This window comes from Streptomyces sp. H27-H5 (assembly GCF_026627505.1).
Classification (GTDB): Bacteria; Actinomycetota; Actinomycetes; order Streptomycetales; family Streptomycetaceae; genus Streptomyces.
In genome coordinates this window covers 43,576-61,658 of sequence record NZ_JAPNLK010000042.1, presented here as the reverse complement: position 1 = coordinate 61,658, position 18,083 = coordinate 43,576, and the positions used below count along the sequence as shown (strand labels likewise).

General features: G+C 73.0%; 18 protein-coding genes. 6 read left to right on the top strand and 12 right to left on the bottom strand.

The genetic code is table 11. From position 1 onward, the window contains the following. Positions 1 to 59: 59 nt before the first annotated feature. The gene (rpmI, locus tag OTB19_RS21400; protein WP_030387121.1) at positions 60 to 254 is read right to left on the bottom strand and encodes a 50S ribosomal protein L35; all 195 of its coding nucleotides are present in this window, start codon (positions 252 to 254) and stop codon (positions 60 to 62) included. 105 nt (positions 255 to 359) lie between these two features. Then, complete coding sequence (gene infC, locus OTB19_RS21395; protein ID WP_053681915.1) at positions 360 to 1,091, bottom strand: translation initiation factor IF-3; 732 nt, start codon at positions 1,089 to 1,091, stop codon at positions 360 to 362. A 350-nt stretch (positions 1,092 to 1,441) separates the two neighbouring features. On the opposite strand from infC, the gene OTB19_RS21390 reads away from it, so the two are divergent. Further along, on the top strand, positions 1,442 to 1,819 hold the full coding sequence (locus OTB19_RS21390) for a DUF1844 domain-containing protein (RefSeq protein WP_267799963.1): 378 nt from the start codon (positions 1,442 to 1,444) through the stop codon (positions 1,817 to 1,819). Between the two features lie 62 nt (positions 1,820 to 1,881). Here the strand turns inward: OTB19_RS21390 and OTB19_RS21385 are convergent, their stop codons facing one another. Genes OTB19_RS21385 through OTB19_RS21375 form a run of 3 tightly spaced genes read right to left on the bottom strand, consistent with a single transcriptional unit; the run spans position 1,882 to position 4,588 of the window. Then, the gene (locus OTB19_RS21385) at positions 1,882 to 2,622 is read right to left on the bottom strand and encodes an SseB family protein (protein ID WP_267799962.1); all 741 of its coding nucleotides are present in this window, start codon (positions 2,620 to 2,622) and stop codon (positions 1,882 to 1,884) included. A 2-nt stretch (positions 2,623 to 2,624) separates the two neighbouring features. Next, positions 2,625 to 3,812, bottom strand: coding sequence for a type VII secretion-associated serine protease mycosin (mycP, locus tag OTB19_RS21380; RefSeq protein WP_267799961.1), 1,188 nt, complete (start codon positions 3,810 to 3,812; stop codon positions 2,625 to 2,627). Next, positions 3,809 to 4,588 carry a hypothetical protein gene (locus OTB19_RS21375; RefSeq protein ID WP_267799960.1) on the bottom strand — a complete coding sequence of 260 codons (780 nt, stop codon included), beginning with the start codon at positions 4,586 to 4,588 and terminating at the stop codon, positions 3,809 to 3,811. Before OTB19_RS21375 ends, mycP begins: the two co-directional genes overlap by 4 nt. Before the next feature lie 231 nt (positions 4,589 to 4,819). Between OTB19_RS21375 and OTB19_RS21370 the strand changes: the two genes are divergently transcribed. Continuing rightward, on the top strand, positions 4,820 to 6,013 hold the full coding sequence (locus OTB19_RS21370; protein WP_267799959.1) for an amino acid deaminase/aldolase: 1,194 nt from the start codon (positions 4,820 to 4,822) through the stop codon (positions 6,011 to 6,013). 24 nt (positions 6,014 to 6,037) lie between these two features. On the opposite strand, the gene OTB19_RS21365 is transcribed toward OTB19_RS21370, so the two are convergent. The 4 genes from OTB19_RS21365 to OTB19_RS21350 all read right to left on the bottom strand — a co-directional run bounded on the left by OTB19_RS21365 (position 6,038) and on the right by OTB19_RS21350 (position 11,064). Next, positions 6,038 to 7,339, bottom strand: a complete 1,302-nt coding sequence (locus OTB19_RS21365) for a haloacid dehalogenase-like hydrolase (protein ID WP_267799958.1) — start codon at positions 7,337 to 7,339, stop codon at positions 6,038 to 6,040. Positions 7,340 to 7,466: 127 nt separating this feature from the next. Beyond that, positions 7,467 to 8,258, bottom strand: a complete 792-nt coding sequence (locus OTB19_RS21360; RefSeq protein WP_267799957.1) for a 3-oxoacyl-ACP reductase — start codon at positions 8,256 to 8,258, stop codon at positions 7,467 to 7,469. A 7-nt stretch (positions 8,259 to 8,265) separates the two neighbouring features. Continuing rightward, on the bottom strand, positions 8,266 to 9,645 hold the full coding sequence (locus OTB19_RS21355) for an aldehyde dehydrogenase family protein (RefSeq protein WP_267799956.1): 1,380 nt from the start codon (positions 9,643 to 9,645) through the stop codon (positions 8,266 to 8,268). A gap of 48 nt (positions 9,646 to 9,693) precedes the next feature. Then, positions 9,694 to 11,064 carry a glutamine synthetase family protein gene (locus tag OTB19_RS21350; RefSeq protein ID WP_267799955.1) on the bottom strand — a complete coding sequence of 457 codons (1,371 nt, stop codon included), beginning with the start codon at positions 11,062 to 11,064 and terminating at the stop codon, positions 9,694 to 9,696. 77 nt (positions 11,065 to 11,141) lie between these two features. Here OTB19_RS21350 and OTB19_RS21345 point away from each other — a divergent pair, with 77 nt between their 5' ends. The 3 genes from OTB19_RS21345 (at position 11,142) to OTB19_RS21335 (ending at position 14,288) form a co-directional block, all read left to right on the top strand. After that, positions 11,142 to 11,888 (top strand): FadR/GntR family transcriptional regulator, encoded by a 747-nt coding sequence (locus OTB19_RS21345; protein WP_267799954.1) that lies wholly within the window; start codon positions 11,142 to 11,144, stop codon positions 11,886 to 11,888. 140 nt (positions 11,889 to 12,028) lie between these two features. Continuing rightward, the gene (gene eat / locus OTB19_RS21340) at positions 12,029 to 13,498 is read left to right on the top strand and encodes an ethanolamine permease (protein WP_267799953.1); all 1,470 of its coding nucleotides are present in this window, start codon (positions 12,029 to 12,031) and stop codon (positions 13,496 to 13,498) included. 73 nt (positions 13,499 to 13,571) lie between these two features. Further along, complete coding sequence (locus OTB19_RS21335) at positions 13,572 to 14,288, top strand: gamma-glutamyl-gamma-aminobutyrate hydrolase family protein (RefSeq protein ID WP_267799952.1); 717 nt, start codon at positions 13,572 to 13,574, stop codon at positions 14,286 to 14,288. Positions 14,289 to 14,486: 198 nt separating this feature from the next. On the opposite strand, the gene OTB19_RS21330 is transcribed toward OTB19_RS21335, so the two are convergent. Then, positions 14,487 to 15,404 carry a LysR family transcriptional regulator gene (locus OTB19_RS21330; RefSeq protein WP_267799951.1) on the bottom strand — a complete coding sequence of 306 codons (918 nt, stop codon included), beginning with the start codon at positions 15,402 to 15,404 and terminating at the stop codon, positions 14,487 to 14,489. Positions 15,405 to 15,474: 70 nt separating this feature from the next. On the opposite strand from OTB19_RS21330, the gene OTB19_RS21325 reads away from it, so the two are divergent. Further along, positions 15,475 to 16,599, top strand: coding sequence for a TDT family transporter (locus tag OTB19_RS21325; protein ID WP_267799950.1), 1,125 nt, complete (start codon positions 15,475 to 15,477; stop codon positions 16,597 to 16,599). A gap of 15 nt (positions 16,600 to 16,614) precedes the next feature. On the opposite strand, the gene OTB19_RS21320 is transcribed toward OTB19_RS21325, so the two are convergent. Further along, positions 16,615 to 17,358: a helical backbone metal receptor gene (locus OTB19_RS21320; protein WP_267799949.1), complete on the bottom strand. Its 744-nt coding sequence runs from the start codon at positions 17,356 to 17,358 to the stop codon at positions 16,615 to 16,617. 5 nt (positions 17,359 to 17,363) lie between these two features. After that, complete coding sequence (locus OTB19_RS21315; protein ID WP_267799948.1) at positions 17,364 to 17,996, bottom strand: helix-turn-helix domain-containing protein; 633 nt, start codon at positions 17,994 to 17,996, stop codon at positions 17,364 to 17,366. Positions 17,997 to 18,083 lie beyond the last annotated feature (87 nt).

The window sequence follows — 18,083 nt, the reverse complement described above, 5'->3', positions numbered from 1 at the left end:
CCCGAATTCGATGGGGTCCCGGTCCTGACGTCCCGCTCCCGTGGTGGGAGCGGCGAGCGTCACTTGCCGAGAAGCTTCTTGATCTTCGCGGCGTCGCCGGGAGCCATCTCCGCGGTGCCGGTCAGGCGGCGGGTGACACGGGACGACTTGTGCTCGAGCAGGTGGCGCTTGCCGGCGCGCTCACGGAGCACCTTGCCGGAGCCGGTGATCTTGAAGCGCTTCTTGGAACCGCTGTGCGTCTTGTTCTTCGGCATAGCGCCGTTATCTCCTCGTCGGTGGCGCCCCCCACCGGTCCGTTGCGGGACCGGCTCGCGGGAGCGTCAAGTTGTGTCGGTGATCCGAGACGGGCTGCCCCGGAATCAGGCCTCGGCAGGTGCCTCGTGCGAGGTGTCCGCCTCGTCGGAGGCTGCCTCGGCGGAGGCGACCGTGTCGTCGGCGTCCTCCGTCACCTCGACGACGTCCTCGGAAGGAGCCTCGTCGTCGGTGAGGGCGACACCCTGGCGCTCGGCCTTGCGGGCGGCCTGCGCCTCGCGGGCTTCGGCCATCGCCTCGGTCTTCTTCTTGTGCGGACCGAGAACCATGATCATGTTTCGGCCGTCCTGCTTCGGGTTCGACTCGATGAACCCGAGGTCCTCGACGTCCGAGGCGAGGCGCTGCAGCAGTCGGTAGCCGAGTTCCGGCCTGGACTGCTCGCGACCGCGGAACATGATCGTGATCTTGACCTTGTCGCCCTGCTTGAGGAACCGAACGACGTGACCCTTCTTGGTGTCATAGTCGTGCGGGTCGATCTTCGGCCGGAGCTTCATTTCCTTGATGACCGTGTGCGCCTGGTTCTTGCGCGCCTCACGGGCCTTCATGGCCGACTCGTACTTGAACTTGCCGTAGTCCATGAGCTTGCAGACCGGCGGGCGTGCGGACGCCGCGACCTCGACCAGGTCGAGGTCGTACTCCTGCGCGAGCTCAAGCGCCTTCGCAAGCGGCACGATGCCGACCTGCTCGCCGCTGGGACCGACGAGTCGTACCTCGGGAACGCGAATCCGGTCGTTGATGCGGGGCTCGGTGCTGATGGATCCTCCTCGGTAGCACCACACGACTGCCTGGCAGACAGCCGCTGACGTTATTGTCGTCAGACCAACCGCGGCGGGGAATGAAAAAAGCCCCGCCGGGCACAGGCAGGGGCTCCAAAAGACCGGAGCACCGCCGCATGCGAACGCGGGGCGCAACTCGGGCGGCTTTCCATCGTCCGTACGGAACGATGGATACCGCCTGACCGGTGACCCGCCACCCCGGAGGGCGGTCAGGTGGGAGATCGGAGCCTCCACTTGTGGGCCGGGGACATGCGTCTCCGGCCGGTCGTTAACCCAATATAGCACCGCGCGCCAGACCCGCTCACCCCGAGCACCGGTCGGCGGGCCGCGCGACCCGGCTTATCGTGTGGGACATGACTGACGCGACCCCCACTCCCGCCACCGACGCCGACCAGGCCCCCGACTACGACGCCATGACCCGCGACATCGCGGACGTGCCCGCCGTCGAGGTGATCACCACGGTGGCCGTGCACCTGCTGAGCGCCGCGGCGGTCAACCTGGGCCTGGACAAGCCGGATTCCGAGTACAAGGACCTCGACGAGGCCCGCAAGCTGATCACCGCCCTGGCCGGGCTGGTCACCGCGAGCGCCACCGAGATCAGCTCCTTCCACGCGGCTCCGCTGCGCGACGGTCTGAAGTCGCTCCAGCTGGCCTTCCGCGAGGCCTCCCTGGTGCCGGACGAGCCGGGCCAGGGGCCGGGCGAGAAGTTCACGGGTCCCGTCTTCTCCTGACCGGGACGCGAACGGCGCCGGCCCCCTCGGACGATTCCGAGGGGGCCGGCGCCGTTCGCGTCTCAGCGGACGTACAGCGGCTCGCCGGGCGGGGCCGGCGCGTCCGGCGGCAGCAGCGCCAGGTCCAGCCCGCGCACCAGCCGGCCGCGCAGGGTCTCGTCGGCCGCGATGGCCTCGGCCACCCGGCGCGCGGTCGCGGCCGGCTGCGCGCCGGCGGCCGGCACGATCGCGAGCGTCCCGTCGGCGTCCCCCCGACCCGCGACCAGGTGGGCGCGGAGCACGTCGGGCTCGGCGGCCACGGCCGCCCGTACGGCCTCGCGCACGGCGGGGTCGTCCACCGGGCTCGCGCCCGTCCGGCCCTCCGCGAGGGCGAGCAGGGCCGGACCGGTCAGCTGGTAGGTCACCGGACCGGCCAGGTCGAGGACGATCGTGTCGGCCTTCTCGTGCGCCGCGGCGGCCAGGGCCTGGTGCAGCGGCACGGCGACCGGGCGGGCCGCCGGGTCCCAGAGCGCCAGCGAGGCGATCGAGGTGAAGGCGGGCAGCGCCCGCCGGTCCCCCGCCGTGAGGGTGGGGACCGCCATGTCGCTGGTCTTCTCGCGCTTGAGGCCGGTCTCCGGGTCGGTCTCCACCTCGCCGAGGACCGCGACCACGGGAACCAGCAGGCGGGCGCCCGCGAGGGCGGCCAGCACCTCCGGTTCCCGCGCCCTGTCGAGGGACCAGGCGGCGAGGGCCGCGCTCAGGGCGGGATCGGCGGAGCCGTCGTCGTCGGAGAAACCGGGGTCGGGAATGTTCTTGTTCGCCACAATCAACCGACCCTATCCCGCCGCGAAACCCTCGGGCGCCGGGCCAGTACGCCGGCCAGTGCGAGCAGCACCACACCCGCGGCCGCGGCCACCGGGGCCCCCAGGCGTGCCGTGCGTTCCGGTGGGCGGACGGGCACGGGGCCGGGGCCGAAGTACTCCCGGCCGGCCGGGACGGGGGTGGGCAGCGGCGCTTCGGGGCGGAGCGCGTCCGCGGCCTGGAGGGCGGCGACCGCGTCCACCGTGCCGTGGCCGCGGGCGTCGTCGCGGCCGCCGGACGGGGCGTCGGAGGCGGTGTCCTCCAGCAGCTTCCTGATCTGCGCCGGGGACAGGTCCGGGTGCGCGGACTTGACCAGGGCCACGGTGCCGGAGACGAAGGCGGCCGCGGCGCTGGTGCCCCACGCCTCGTAGTAGGAACGGTCGGGGTCCGCGATGACCACGTCCACGCCGGGGGCGCTGACGGTCGCGTACCAGTGGCGCGTGGAGAAGTCGGCCTTGCGGCCCTTGCGGTCGACGGCCGTGACGGCGATGACCCCCGGGTAGGCGGCCGGGTAGGAGGTGGGGTCGCCGCGCTCGCCGCCGTTGCCCGCGGAGGCGACGACGACGACGCCCTTGCCGAGCGCGTACCGGACCGCCTCGTCCTCGGCGCCCTCGTGGTGGGCGGATTCGCTGTCGTCGCCGAGCGAGAGGTTGATGACGTCGGCGCCGTGGTCGGCGGCCCAGCGGATGCCCTCGGCGAGGGCCCCGGACTTGCTTCCGCGGGCCTTCGCCCGGCCCGGGTCGGCCTCTTCCAGGATCACCCGTACCGGCAGGATCCTGGCCTGCGGGGCGATGCCGAGGACGCCTTGGCTGCGGCTGGGGCCGTGGCCGCGTCCGGCGATGATGCTCGCCATGGCGGTGCCGTGCCGGGCCCAGGCCCGGTCGCCGCGGCCGGCGCCCATGCCGACGAGGTCGGTGCCGTCGAGCACTTGGCCGGCGAGGTCGGGGTGGGTGGCGTCCACGCCGGTGTCGAGGACGGCGACCGTGACCCCGTCGCCCTGGGTGGTTCCCCACGCCTCCTCCGCGCGCAGGGCCAGCAGGCCCCACTGGCGGTCCCGGATGGCGTCGGCGGAGGCGGGGTGCGCGCCGGCCGCGGCGAGGAGGGCGGCGAGGGCGAGCGCGGCGGCGGCGCGGCTCGCGGTCGGACGGCTCACGGTCGGGCCTTCCGGTCCGGGGCGGGTGACGCGGGCGGGGCGGCCAGGGCGGCGACTGCGTGCCCCACCTCGGACGCGACGGCCTTGGCGTCGTGGCCGAGCCCGGACTCGGCGACGACGCCGGTCGCGTCCTGCCGGACGGCCTCCTCGGCGGGCCGGGGGGCGTCCGGTGCGCGGCCGTCGGCGAAGGCGGAGACGGTGTAGACGATCGCCGGGGCGCCCGCGATCGGGGTGGCGGTCCAGGCGGCGCGCCGGGAGTCGGAGAACCCGAAGGCGGAGGGGAGGGTCATCCGGTCGCGGAAGCCGGCCATGGTGGTGGAGTCCGCGGTGGTGAAGACCAGGCCGACGGCGATCAGGGAGCTGCGGGTGGAGTCGATGTAGGTGGCGCGGAGCACGCGGGTGCAGCCGGTGTCGGCCAGGGTCGCCCGCCAGGTGGCGTCGAGCGCGGCGGGGCAGTCGGCGTCGGGGGCGAGGGCGATCCGGGTCCAGGACCGGTCGGCGCCGTCGGGGCCCTTGTCGCGGCCGTCGAGGGCGGGCGGGAAGAGGCGGTCGACGGGGGCGTCGCGCCAGAGCGTGGCCGCCTCGCGGTAGGCGGCGTCGGGGGCCACGGGGCGGTGTGCTTCCCGGTGTTCGTTCCAGGCGGTGAACGCGGCTCCGCCGACGAGGCCGGCTCCCAGCACCCCGAACAGGACGGCGGCCGTCACGCGGGCGGGGCGTCGGCGCGGGGGCGGGTCGGTCTCGGCCAGGACCGGCGATTGCGGTGTGGACGTCGTCATCCGGCTGCTCCGCCCCCGTTCTTACGCTGCGGCCTTCCCCGTACTGTACGGGGGCTCCGGCAGGGGGGTCGAAGGGGTGCGCGGTCGACCGCGGGCTCCCCGCCCCGGTCGCCGGGGCCACGCGCGGGGCGGACGGCCGGGGCCGCCGGTGGTCGGCGGCGGTCCTCGGCCGCGCAGGGTGGTGACTCGAACCCCCTACCCACCGGTACACCGGCATGGCAGGCTGCCGCCATGACTTCCGACCGTGCCCGGTACGACAAGGCCACCGCCCACCTCGACGCGCCGCTGGCCATCGTCGATCTGGCCGCGTTCGACGCCAACGCCGACGACCTCGTGCGCCGTGCGGCCGGCAAGCCGATCCGGGTGGCCAGCAAGTCCGTGCGGTGTCGTGTGCTGCTCGAACGGGTGCTGGCCCGACCCGGGTTCGCGGGAATCATGTCGTACACCCTCGCCGAGAGCATCTGGCTGGCCCGTTCCGGGTTCGAGGACGTGCTCCTCGCCTATCCCTCCGCCGACCTCACCGGTTTCGCGGAACTCGCGGACGATCCCAAACTGGCCGGGGCGATCACCGTGATGGTGGACGACATCGCCCAGGTGGAACTCATCGACCGGGCCCGCGACGGCGGTTCCCAGGAGATCCGGGTCTGCCTGGAGTTGGACACCGCGCTGCACCTCCTCGGCGGCAGGGTCCGGGTGGGCGCCCGCCGTTCGCCGCTGCGCGAGCCGCGGCAGCTCGCGGACCTGGCCCGTGCGGTCACGGCCCGTGCGGGGTTCCGGGTCGTGGGGCTGATGGGCTACGAGGGTCATGTCGCCGGTGTCGGCGACTCGTTGGCCGGGCGTCCGTTGCGGTCCCGGGCGATCCGTCTGATGCAGGCCGCGGCGCGCAAGGAGCTGGCGGCCCGGCGCGCCGAGACGGTTCGGGCCGTCCGCGCGGTGGTGCCCGACCTGGAGTTCGTCAACGGGGGCGGTACCGGCAGCGTGCAGCAGACCGCCGCCGAGGACGCGGTCACGGAGATCGCCGCCGGTTCGGGGCTCTACGTGCCGCGGCTGTTCGACAACTACACGTCCTTCCGGGGACGCCCGGCCGCCCTGTTCGCCCAGCCCGTGGTCCGCAGGCCCGGCGTGGGTGTCGTGACCGTGCTCGGCGGCGGGTATCCGGCCTCGGGTGCGCCCGGCCCCGACCGGCTGCCCGTGCCGTACCTCCCCGCGGGCCTGCGCTACGACCCGCAGGAGGGCGCCGGCGAGGTCCAGACGCCGCTGCTCGGCGGCCCGGCCGACGATCTGCTGATCGGCGACCGGGTGTGGTTCCGGCACGCGAAGGCGGGCGAACTGTGCGAGCGCTTCGACACGTTGCACCTCGTCGAGGGTGATCGGGTGACGGCCACCGCCCCGACGTACCGGGGCGAGGGCCGCACGTTCCTCTGAGCCGTCTCCTTCGGATCTCGTCGGTCAGTACACGGTGTCCCGCTGGTCGGGGATGACGCTCGTGTCGCCCCGGCGGACGGGTCCGGGGGTGCCGTCGCGCTCGGTGTAGCCCGTTGTCGCGCACGGGTACGGGGTGGCTTTGCGCCCCTTCGGCTCGATGAACATCGGGTTCACGATCCACTTGCCGTCGCTGTTGTCGTAGGCGCGGCACATGAGTTCGTTCTTGTTGCGGTTGAGGACGAGCCGCAGCGCGGTGGCGTCGCGCAGGAACGAGATGTCGGTGTCGGAGTCGCCGGCGGCGAAGACCTGGCGTCGGGCGGCCGGTTGGACCTTCTCGGCGGCGGCTCCCCGTATCCCGAAGACCTCCTTGTTGATCCAGCAGCGCTTGCCGTCGATGTACGTGATCATCGTGTCGGCGCCGTCCTTGACGGAGCCGCAGCCCTGGAGGTGGGCGGTGTACCGGCCGTCGCGCGTGGTGGTGTTGCGGATGCCGATGACGTGGTCGGCGGCGATGCCGACGCCCCGGGCCCACACCTCGACGACCGGCTGCGGCGAGGCCGAGCTGATCCAGACGTCGAAGCCGGCTTTCCGCAGGGCGCCGATGAGGTCCTTCTGCTGGTCGTGGTAGCGGACCCAGCCGGTGGCGGTCGTCGTGGTGCCGACCCGCTGTTTGGCGCCGACGGGCGCGGCGAGGTTCTCGGCCCGTGCGGCGGCGGCGAAGCCGCGGACCTCGCGGGCGGTCCAGCCGCGTGTGAGCTGGGACAGCCAGGCGTACCCGGGCTCGGTCGTGCGGCGGTCCCAGCCCGCGAAGGCGGCGGCGCCGGACCGGGTGGCGGTGGTGCCGTAGACGGCGTTGATCTCGTCGGCGCAGTCGGCGCCGGCGGGGGTGCCGGTGGGCAGCGGGGCGCCGGGGCGGGCGAGCCGGTCGCAGGCGGCGGCCAGGGCCTCGGCGGCTGCGGGGGTGAGGTGCCGGCTGGTGCCGGTCCAGTCGCCGTCGGCGGGTCGGCGGATCCTGCCGTTGCGCAGCAGCCAGAACATGGTGGCGTCGCCGACGTCGTTCTTGACGACGGTGTTGTCCCAGTCGAAGACGGCGACGGGCTTGTCGCGGTTCGGCCGGTACGGGTGGCAGGTGCCGTACGTGTCGAGGAGCCGTTGGAGCCGGGCCTGGTTGTCCCCGTACCAGCCGGCTTCGAGCGTGGGGGTGGTGCAGTGGCCGCCGGGGTGGGCGGCCTGGGCGGCGGGCGCGGCGGCCACGAGGGAGCCGGCGGCCATCGCCGCGGCGGCCAGGGCGGCCCGGAGGCGTCGCGCGGAACCGGATCGGGTCATCGGGGTTGGACACTCCTGCTTCCTGCGGGGATCGTCGCGGACGGTGGGGCACGACAGCCGGGCGTCGTGCGACGCCCGGCTGTCGGGGGGTGTGGTCGGGGCGTTCGGCGCGCCCCCGGCGGGTCGGCTACAGGGGGGTGACGTACGCGCCGGAGATGCCGCCGTCGACGAGGAAGTCGGTGGCGTTGATGAAGGAGGAGTCGTCGCTGGCGAGGAAGGCCACGGCCGCGGCGATCTCGGTGGGTTCGGCGAACCGGCCCAGCGGGATGTGCACGAGGCGACGGGCGGCCCGCTCGGGGTCCTTGGCGAACAGTTCCTGGAGGAGCGGGGTGTTGACCGGTCCCGGGCACAGCGCGTTGACGCGGATGCCCTCGCGGGCGAACTGCACGCCGAGTTCGCGGGACATGGCGAGCACGCCGCCCTTGGAGGCGGTGTAGGAGATCTGGGAGGTGGCGGCGCCCATGATCGCGACGAAGGAGGCGGTGTTGATGATGGAGCCGCGGCCCTGGCGCTGCATGTAGGGCAGGGCGGCCTTGCAGCAGAGGTAGACGGAGGTCAGGTTGACGTCCTGGACCCGCTTCCAGGCCTCCAGGCCCGTGGTGAGGATCGAGTCGTCGTCGGGGGGTGAGATGCCCGCGTTGTTGAAGGCGATGTCGACCGAGCCGTAGGTGTCGAAGGCGGTCTTGAAGAGCGCTTCGACCTCCTCGGGGCTGGTGACGTCGACCTTGACGAAGGTCCCGCCGACTTCCTCGGCCGCGGCCTTGCCGGCGGTCTCGTCGATGTCCCCGCAGACGATGTTGGCGCCCTCGGAGGCGAGGCGGCGCGCGGTGGCGAGACCGATGCCGCTGCCGGCTCCGGTGATGACGGCGGTACGGCCGACCAGGCGGCGGCAGACGATCTCGTTGTCGGAAGTGGTCATGGTGGGTTCAGGCCTCCGTGCTGATGAAGACGTTCTTGGTCTCGGTGAAAGCGGTGAGGGCGTCGGGTCCGAGCTCCCGGCCGAGGCCGGATTGCTTGTAGCCGCCGAAGGGCGTCGAGTAGCGGACGCTGCTGTGGGAGTTGACGGACAGGTTGCCCGCGGCGACGGCGCGCGAGACGCGCAGGGCGCGGCCGATGTCGCGGGTCCACAGAGAGCCGGAGAGCCCGTACGCGGTGGCGTTGGCCAGGCGCACGGCGTCCTCCTCGTCGTCGAAGGGCAGGACGACGGCGACCGGGCCGAAGACCTCCTCGGCGGCGACGGGGGCGGCGGGGTCGACGTCGAGGACGAGGGTCGGGGGGTACCAGAAGCCGGGGCCGTCGGGGGCGGTGCCGCGGATCGCGGTGAGGTCGTCGGTGACGTAGGACCGTACGCGCTCCCGTTGCACCTGTGAGATCAGCGGGCCCATCTGGGTCTTCTCGTCGGACGGGTCGCCGACGACCACGCCTTCGATGCCCGGGGTGACGAGTTCGAGGAACCGGTCGTACACGGAGCGCTGTACGAGGATCCGGGTGCGGGCGCAGCAGTCCTGGCCGGTGTTGTCGAGGAAGGACATCGGGGCCGCCGCTGCGGCGGCCTCCAGGTCGGCGTCGGCGAAGACGATGTTGGGGCTCTTCCCGCCGAGTTCGAGGGTGAGCCGTTTCACCCGGTCGGCGCACTTGGCCATGATCCGCTTGCCGACGGGGGTGGAACCGGTGAAGACGATCTTCGCGACCCCGGGGTGTTCGACCAGTGCGTCGCCGGTGACCGCTCCCCGGCCGGGGAGCACCTGGAAGAGGTGCTCGGGGATCCCGGCCTGGAGGGCGAGTTCGGCGAGGCGCAGGGCGGTGAGGGGGGTGGTCTCGGCGGGCTTGAGGATGACGGCGTTGCCGGCGGCGAGGGCGGGCGCCACGCCCCAGGCGGCGATCGGCATGGGGAAGTTCCAGGGGGCGATCACGCCGATGACGCCGAGGGGTTCGAGGAAGGTGACGTCGATGCCGCCCGCGACCGGGATCTGCCGGCCGGAGAGTCGCTCCACTCCCCCGGCGGCGAAGTCGAGCAGGTCGCGTACGTTCCCGGCTTCCCAGCGGGCGTTGCCGATGGTGTGTCCGGCTTCCCGGACCTCCAGGGCGGCGAGTTCCTCGACGTGTCCGTCGACCACCGCGGCGAAGCGGCGCAGCAGTCGGGCGCGGTCGGCGGGTGAGGCCGCCGCCCAGGCCCGTTGGGCCGCGGCGGCCCTGGTGACGGCGGCGTCGACGTCGTCCTGTGTGGCGGTCGGGACGGTGGCGACGATCTCCTCGGTGGCCGGGTTCAGCACTCTCAGATCGAGGGGGGCCAGCTCATCGGACACGTGGTGCCTCTCAGACGTTCGGGTGCGGTGGGTGCGGGGTGGGAGCGGTCAGAGGCGTTCGAAGGAGCGGCGCAGTTCCCAGTCGGTCACCGCGGAGTCGTAGGCGTCGAGTTCCACGCGGGCCATGTTGCGGTAGTGGGCGACCACTTCGGGGCCGAACGCGGCCTTGGCGATCTCGCTGTTCTCCCAGAGTTCCGCGGCCTCGCGCAGGGAGGTGGGGACGTGGGCGTAGTCGGCGGTGTACGCGTTGCCGGCGCAGGCCTCGGGCAGTTCCAGGCCGTGTTCGATGCCGTACAGGCCCGCGGCGACGAGACCGGAGACGGCGAGGTACGGGTTGACGTCGCCGCCCGGCAGGCGGTTCTCGAAGCGCATGGAGCGGCCGTGGCCGACCACGCGGAGGGCGCAGGTCCGGTTGTCCACGCCCCAGGCGACGGCGGTCGGTGCGAAGGATCCGGGGCGGAAACGCTTGTACGAGTTGATGTTCGGGGCGTAGAGAAGGGAGAAGTCCCGCAGCGCGGCCAGTTGGCCGGCCAGGAAGTGACGCATCACCGGCGACATGCCGTCGGGGTCGTCGGGTCCGCCGGCCATCGCGTTGTGTCCGTCGGCGTCACCCAGCGAGAGGTGGATGTGACAGGAGTTGCCCTCGCGCTCGTCGTACTTGGCCATGAAGGTGAGCGAGACGCCTTCCTGGGCCGCGATCTCCTTGGCTCCCGTCTTGTAGACGGAGTGCTGGTCGCAGGTGGTGAGCGCCTCGTCGTAGCGGAACACGATCTCGTGCTGCCCGAGATTGCACTCGCCCTTGGCGGACTCGACGACGAGGCCGGCGGCCTGCATCTCGTTGCGGATGCGGCGCAACAGGGGCTCGACGCGGCCCGTGCCGAGGACGGAGTAGTCGATGTTGTACTGGTTGGCCGGTGTCAGGTCACGGTAGTTGGCGTTCCAGGCCTGTTCGTAGGTGTCCTGGAAGACCATGAATTCCAGTTCGGTGCCGACCATGGCGGTGTACCCGAGGTCGGCGAGGCGCTCCAGTTGGCGGCGCAGGATCTGGCGCGGGGCGGCGACCACCGGCGAGCCGTCGTTCCAGGCCAGGTCGGCGAGGAGGAAGACGCTGCCGGGGTTCCAGGGGAGGCGGCGCAGGGTGGCCGGATCGGGGTGCATGGCGAAGTCGCCGTAGCCGCGGTCCCAGGAGGACATCTCGTATCCGTCGACGGTGTTCATGTCGGTGTCGACGGCGAGCAGGTAGTTGCAGCCCTCGGTGCCGTGGGCGAGTACCTCGTCGAGGAAGAACTGTGCGGCGAACCGCTTGCCCTGGAGGCGTCCCTGCATGTCGGGGAAGGCCAGGACGACTGTGTCGATCTCACCGCTGGCGACGAGGGAGCGGAGCTCCTCGATCGCGAGCGGCGGCTTGCGGTCTACCACTGGAATCTCTCCTTCGGTGAGCCGAGTGCGCCTAAGGTATTGAATAGAACCATTGCTTGGGAAGGGGAGGAGCCGAGATGACCGACACGGCGAGTGAAGGCGACGCGATCGCACGGCTGAATCCCGTGCTGAGACAGGTGCGGGCGGGCAACGGTTTCGAGGAGGCGCTGGAGCAGATCCTCCAGGTCGTCCGGCTGGGTCTGGTGCCGGGCGGGGAGCGGCTTCCGGCCGAGCGCGAGCTGGCCGAGCGGATGGGGATCAGCCGGGTGACCCTGCGGGAGGTGCTGAAGGTGCTCCAGGACCAGGGCCTGGTGGAGGCCCGCCGCGGCCGGTACGGCGGAACGTTCGTGCTGCACCGCCCCGACACCCCCGCCGGCGGCGCCGAGCAGGAGCTGCGGCGGCGGGTGGCGGGTGTGGACATCGAGGACGCGCTGCGCTTCCGCGAGGTGTTGGAGGTGGGCGCGGCCGGGCTGTGCGCCTCGCAGGGGCTGACCGAGGAGGGGACCGAGCGACTGCTCGGCGCGCTGACCGCCACCCACGACGCCCCGCTCGCGGACTACCGCCGCCAGGACACCCTGTTCCACCTCACCCTGTGCGAACTCGCCGGATCGGCCACGCTGACGGCGCAGTACGCGGCCGTCCGCGCCACCGTGAACGAGCTGCTGGACTGCATTCCGCTACTGGTGCGCAACCTGGAGCACTCGCAGCAGCAGCACTCGACGCTGGTGGAGGCGGTCCTGGAGGGGAACGCGGACGCGGCGCGGGAGACGATGCGCGAACACTGCTGTGGGACGGCGGCACTCCTGCGGGGATTTCTGGCCTGAAAGCACCGCTTTACGGCGGGTTCGGCCAGGTTTCGGACCGAGAGCGTTTCGTAACCCCTGTTTAACGCAGGGGTCTTGCGCGCTCCACTCCCATGACGCAAAGGTACGCCTCACAACCATTGCCCTAGGCAGGAGCGCACATGGCCGACGACATCGAGGCCCGGCTGACAGCCGCGGCCGATCCCACCAAGTCCCCCGAGGGCGGCGACGGCTACCTGGAACGCCGCACGCTCCGCCGCGGCAGCGCCGGCTGGCTGCTGCTCACCGGTCTCGGGGTCGCGTACGTCGTCTCCGGCGACTTCTCCGGCTGGAACATAGGTCTGGCGCAGGGCGGCTTCGGCGGCCTGGCCATCGCCACCGTCCTGATGGGCACGATGTACGCCTGTCTGGTCTTCTCCCTCGCGGAACTCTCCGCGATCCTGCCCACGGCGGGCGGCGGATACGGCTTCGCGCGCCGGGCACTGGGCACGTGGGGCGGCTTCCTCACCGGTACCGCGATCCTCATCGAGTACATCCTGGCCCCCGCCGCGATCTCCATCTTCATCGGCGACTACGTCGAGTCCCTGAACCTCTTCGGCCTCACGTCCGGCTGGCCGGTCTACCTCGCCTGCTTCGCGATCTTCATCGGAATCCACCTCTGGGGCGTCGGCGAGGCCCTGCGCTTCTCCCTCGTCGTCACCGCCGTCGCCGTGGTCGCGCTGATCGTCTTCGCGCTCGGCGCGTTCACCGAGTTCGACGCGTCGAACCTGAACGACATCGCCGTCGACACCGAGGCCTTCGGCGCGGGCTCCTGGCTCCCGCTGGGCGTCCTCGGCATCTGGGCCGCCTTCCCCTTCGGCATGTGGTTCTTCCTGGGCGTGGAGGGCGTCCCCCTCGCGGCCGAGGAGGCCAAGGACCCGGTCCGCTCGATGCCCAGGGCCCTGTCGATCTCCATGGGCATCCTCGTCCTGCTCGCCCTGATCACCTTCCTCGCCTCGACGGGCGCCCGCGGCGCCGACGCCCTCAAGGACGCCGGGAACCCGCTGGTGGTCGCCCTGGACGGCAACCCGGGCCTGTCCTGGCTGAAGACGTTCGTCAACTACGCCGGGCTCGCGGGGCTAGTGGCGTCGTTCTTCTCCCTCATCTACGCCGGCTCGCGCCAGTTGTTCGCCCTCTCCCGGGCGGGCTACCTGCCGCGCTTCCTGTCCCTGACCTCGAAGCGCAAGGCCCCCTACCTGGGTCTGCTGATCCCCGGCGCGATCGGTTTCGCCCTGGCCGCCGCCACCGGCAACGGTCCGCGCATGCTGAACATCGCCGTGTTCGGCGCGACCATCTCGTACGCCCTGATGGCCCTCTCGCACATCGTGCTTCGCCGGCGGGAGCCCGGTCTGGAGCGGCCGTACCGCACCCCGGGCGGCATCGTCACCTCCTCGGTGGCCTTCGTCCTGGCCCTCTCCGCGCTCGTCGCGACCTTCCTGGTGGACAAGGACGCGGCCTTCATCGCGCTGGCCGTGTACGCCGTCGCCCTGGCCTACTTCGCGCTCTACAGCCGCCACCACCTGGTGGCCTCCGCGCCCGAGGAGGAGTTCGCGGCACTGGCGGCCGCCGAGGCGGAATTGACCCGCGACTGAAATCCTGGGCCCGTACCGGTTCGCCGGTACGGGTCCGTCGGAACACCCCGGAACCACCCTGGAGGTAGCACCCGTGCCCAGGCCGCTCATCGGCATCACCACCTACGTCGAGGAATCCACCCGCTACAACGTGTGGGACCTCCCGACCGCCCTCGTCCCCTCCGGGTACTACGAACTCGTCCAGGCGGCGGGCGGCGCCGCGGTCCTGCTGCCGCCGGACGAACCGGGACGCGCCGCGGAGGTGCTGAGCCGGGTGGACGGCCTGGTGGTCGCGGGCGGCCCGGACGTCGACCCCGTCCACTACGGCGCCCCGCGCGACCCCCGTACGGGCGCACCCGCCACGGTCCGCGACGCGTGGGAACTGGCCCTCATCAGGGCCGCCCTGGCCGCGGACCTCCCGCTGCTGGGCATCTGCCGGGGCATGCAGGCGCTCAACGTGGCCCTGGGCGGCAGCCTGATCCAGCACCTCGACGGCCACGTCCACACCCCGGGCGCCATCTCCTCGCACCCGGTCCGCCCGGTCGCGGGCACCCGGTACGCGGAGCTGGTGCCGGAGGAGGCGGACGTGCCGACCTACCACCACCAGGCCGTGGACCGCCTGGGTCGGGGCCTGATCGTCTCGGCCCACGCCCTGGACGGCACGGTGGAGGCCATCGAACTCCCCGACCCCGACCGCTGGGTCCTGGGCGTCCAGTGGCACCCGGAACGCGACAAGGACACCCGGGTCATGGCCGCCCTGATCACGGCGGCGGCCACCCACCCCGCACCCGCCCCCCTGGCCCACGTCTGAGGCCCGATCCCTCCACCGACACCGGCCCATCTCCAGCCCCGCCGGCGTTTGAGGCGCGGGGGTCCGGGGGCGGAGCCCCCGCAACGGCGCCGCGCCGAGGGCACCCCCGGCACCGCGTCCGGGGGTCGCACCCCGGGGGCCGGGCCCTGGCCGGGGAGGGCACCCCCCGGCCAGGGCCCCCGCACCCCCGGCCAGGGGTCAGGCCCGGGTCAGCGACAGCAGATCCCGCGCGGGCCCCGCCGGCCGCGCCCCCGTCGGCCACACGGCCCGCAGCGCCCGGTCCAGCGCCGCCCCGGCGACCGGCACCTCCACCAGCCGCCGCGCCCCCAGCTCGTCCCCCACCGCCAGCTCGGACAGCACGCACGGCCCGGCCCCGCTGAGCGCCGCCGCCTTCACGGCGGTCGTGGACGCCAGTTCCAGCAGGGGCGCGGCCAGCCCCCCGCATCCGGCCAGCGCGGCGTCCAGCACCTGCCGCGTCCCGGAGCCCCGCTCCCGCAGGATCAGCGGGGTCGCCGCCAGTTCCTGCGCCGGCACCGGCCTGGTGCGCCGTGCCCAGGGGTGTCGCGGTGCCACCGCGACCACCAGCCGGTCCTGCGCGATGACGGCGGAGTCCAGTCCGTCCGGTACGGACAGCCCTTCGACGAACCCCAGGTCGGCCTCGTGCGCGAGGACCCGTTCCGCGACGTCGGCCGAGTTGCCGGCGTGCAGCGACACCGCCGTCCCGGGGCGCTGCCCACGCAGTGCGATGAGCCAACCGGGGAGCAGGTACTCCGCGATGGTCATGCTGGCCGCCACCCGCAGGCGCGAGTCCCGCCGCCCGCGCAGCGCCTGCGCGCCCGCGTCGAAGGCCTCGGCCGCCTCGACGACCCGCCGCGCCCAGTCGGTGACCAGCGCGCCTTCGGCGGTGAGCGTGGACCCGCGCGGGGACCGGTCGACGAGTGCCACGCCCAGGCGGGTCTCCATGGCCCGGATGCGGCTGCTGGCGGCGGGTTGGGTGATGCCCAGCCGCCGGGCGGCCGCGCTCAGGCTGCCGACGCGGGCGACCGCGAGCAGCAGTTCCAGCGCGCCCAGGTCCGGTACGCGGTGCGCCAGCGGAACCCACTCGTCATTACCCATAAGGTCAGTTTATGGCCTCATAGGACAGCGACCTCTGCCGGTCGGTCCCGCCCGGCACGACGCTGGACCCATGGTCACCACCCTCGTACGTCCCCGCACCACCGCCGCTCCCGCACCCCGGGCCCACAAGGCCCCCGCGCTCCGGCACCTCGGCCCGAACTGGTACGCCTCGGTCATGGGTACGGCGATCATCGCCAACGCCGGCGCGACCCTGCCCTACCAGCTCCCCGGGCAGCGCGTGGCCTGCCAACTCGTCTGGGCCCTGTCGGCCGCGGCCCTGGTCGTGCTGCTCACGGCCCGGGCCGGGCACTGGCTGTACCACCGCGACCAGGCCCGCGCCCATCTGTTGGACCCGGCCGTCGCCCCGTTCTACGGGTGTCTGTCGATGGCACTGCTGGCGGTGGGCGGCGGCACCCTGATCGTGGGCAAGGACCTGATCGGGACGGAGGCGGCCGTCGCCGTGGACGCCGTGCTGTTCACCGCCGGCACGGCGATCGGCCTGCTGATGGCGGTGCTCGTCCCGTACCTGATGGTGGTGCGTCACAAGGTCGAGGCCCGGCAGGCCACCCCCGTGTGGCTGCTCCCCCTGGTCGCCCCGATGGTCTCCGCCGCGCTGGGCCCCCTGCTGATACCCCACCTGCCCGCCGGGCAGGCCCGCGAGGCCATGCTGCTGGGCTGTTACGCGCTCTTCGGCCTCAGTCTGCTGGCCACCCTGCTGATGCTGCCGTTGATCCTCGGCCGACTGATCACGAGCGGTCCGCTGCCGCTGTTGCTGACCCCGACCCTGTTCCTGGTCCTGGGTCCCCTCGGCCAGTCCACCACCGCCGTCAACCAGCTCGCGGACATGGCCCCCGGGGCGATCGGCGCCCCGTACGCGGGCGCCCTCGGGGCCTTCGCCGTCGTCTACGGGGTCCCCGTCATGGGCTTCGCCCTGCTGTGGCTGGCCCTGGCCGCGGCGATGCTGGTCCGGGCCGCCCGGGGCGGCATGGGCTTCGCGATGACCTGGTGGGCCCTGACCTTCCCGGTCGGCACCTGTGTCACCGGCGCCGCCGGCCTGGCCCGCCACACCGGGCTGACCGCCTTCGCCTGGCTGGCCGCGGCCCTGTTCCTGGTCCTGCTGATCGCCTGGGCCGCGGCTGCGGTCCACACGCTGCGCGGCCTGCACTCCGGCCGCCTGCTCCGCGCCCCGCGCTGAGCCCGGCCCGGCCGGTCAGCGCGCGGCGCGCAGGGCCCGCGCCAGTACGTCCGGCGCCTCGGCCAGGGAGGGCCCGTACCAGGTCAGGTGCCGTCCGCTGACCAGTGCGGCGGGCAGAGCGGGGAAAGCCTCGGGCCCGTCGGACGCGGTGAAGCGGTACGGCTCGTCGGGCAGCACCACCAGATCGCAGCCGGCCCCGGCCAGGTCCTCGACCGGCACCCGCGGGTACCGGTCCGCGTGTCCCGCGTACGCGTTGCGCACCCCGAGCCGGGCCAGCAGGTCCCCGGCGAAGGTGTCCCGCCCCAGCACCATCCAGGGCTTGCGCCACACCGGCACGAAGGCCGTCCAGCGCCCCACGGGCTCCACCCTCGCCCACGCGGCCTCCGCGTCCGTCAACCACCGCGGCCGGGCCAGGCCCAGCGTCCCGACCAGCAGCCGGTCCAGTTCGCGCAGCGCCTGCGGGAGGTCGCGGATCTCGGTGACGGCCACGGGCACCCCCGCGGCCCGCAGCGCGGCCAGGTCCGGCGCCCGGTTCTCCTCCTCGTTGGCGATCACCAGGTCCGGGCGCAGCGCGACGATCCTGGCCACGTCGGGGTTCTTGGTTCCCCCGATCCGCACCACGCCCGCCTCGTCGAGGTCGTCGGGGTGCGTGCACCAGTCCGTGACCCCCACCAGGCGTCCGGGCGCGCTCACGGCCACGGCCTCGGTCAGCGAGGGCACGAGCGAGACGACACGCGAGATCCCGCGGGACACGCCCACCGGCTTCAGCGCCCCGGGGACGGCGGCTCGGAGGTGGCGTGGATGTGCTCGCCCACCGCCACGACCAGGATCCGGGTGTCCTCGGTGACGGCCCGCCAGCGGTGGCGCACCCCGCCGGACAGGAACAGCGCGTCGCCGCTCTCCAGCCGGTACGCCCGCCCCTCGGCCTCCACCTGGCAGGCGCCCGCGACCACGTACATCAGTTCGTCGTTGCGGTGCTGGTACTCCCGGCCCGCGTCCTGGTCCCCGGTGAACTCCAGCGCGTGCAGTTGGTGGTGCCCGCGCACGAGCGGACGGACGCCCTGGATCGGGGTGAGGGCGGAGTCGTCACCGGCCCGTACGAGGTCCACCGTGCGCGCGGTGTCGGAGGCGGCCAGCAGTTCCACGGCCGTGGTCTCCAGCGCGTCGGCGACCCGTTCCAGGGAGCGCATGCTGGGTCGGGCGCGCTCGTTCTCTATCTGGCTGAGGAAGGGGACCGACAGGCCGCTGCGCCCCGACACCGCGGCGAGGGTGAGCTGGAGCGCGCGGCGCCGCTTGCGCACGGCCACGCCCACCCGGAGCGGTTGGTCCTTGGAGTCCTTGTCCTTGTCCTTCTCGTCCTTGCCGTCCGTGTCGACCTTGCCGTCCTTGTCGTTCATGGCGGGGCTGCCCTCCCCTTGTCCGTCGGACGCACATCGGTGTGCTGTAAGCACCTTACGCAGCAACCGCCCCCGGATTCGCGTGCA

Coding starts and splice junctions, on each gene's coding strand:
- rpmI (WP_030387121.1), bottom strand. CDS start 254: ATGCCGAAGAACAAGACGCACAGCGGTTCCAAGAAGCGCTTCAAGATC.
- OTB19_RS21390 (WP_267799963.1), top strand. CDS start 1,442: ATGACTGACGCGACCCCCACTCCCGCCACCGACGCCGACCAGGCCCCC.
- OTB19_RS21375 (WP_267799960.1), bottom strand. CDS start 4,588: ATGACGACGTCCACACCGCAATCGCCGGTCCTGGCCGAGACCGACCCG.
- OTB19_RS21370 (WP_267799959.1), top strand. CDS start 4,820: ATGACTTCCGACCGTGCCCGGTACGACAAGGCCACCGCCCACCTCGAC.
- OTB19_RS21365 (WP_267799958.1), bottom strand. CDS start 7,339: ATGACCCGATCCGGTTCCGCGCGACGCCTCCGGGCCGCCCTGGCCGCC.
- OTB19_RS21360 (WP_267799957.1), bottom strand. CDS start 8,258: ATGACCACTTCCGACAACGAGATCGTCTGCCGCCGCCTGGTCGGCCGT.
- OTB19_RS21345 (WP_267799954.1), top strand. CDS start 11,142: ATGACCGACACGGCGAGTGAAGGCGACGCGATCGCACGGCTGAATCCC.
- eat (WP_267799953.1), top strand. CDS start 12,029: ATGGCCGACGACATCGAGGCCCGGCTGACAGCCGCGGCCGATCCCACC.
- OTB19_RS21330 (WP_267799951.1), bottom strand. CDS start 15,404: ATGGGTAATGACGAGTGGGTTCCGCTGGCGCACCGCGTACCGGACCTG.
- OTB19_RS21325 (WP_267799950.1), top strand. CDS start 15,475: ATGGTCACCACCCTCGTACGTCCCCGCACCACCGCCGCTCCCGCACCC.
- OTB19_RS21315 (WP_267799948.1), bottom strand. CDS start 17,996: ATGAACGACAAGGACGGCAAGGTCGACACGGACGGCAAGGACGAGAAG.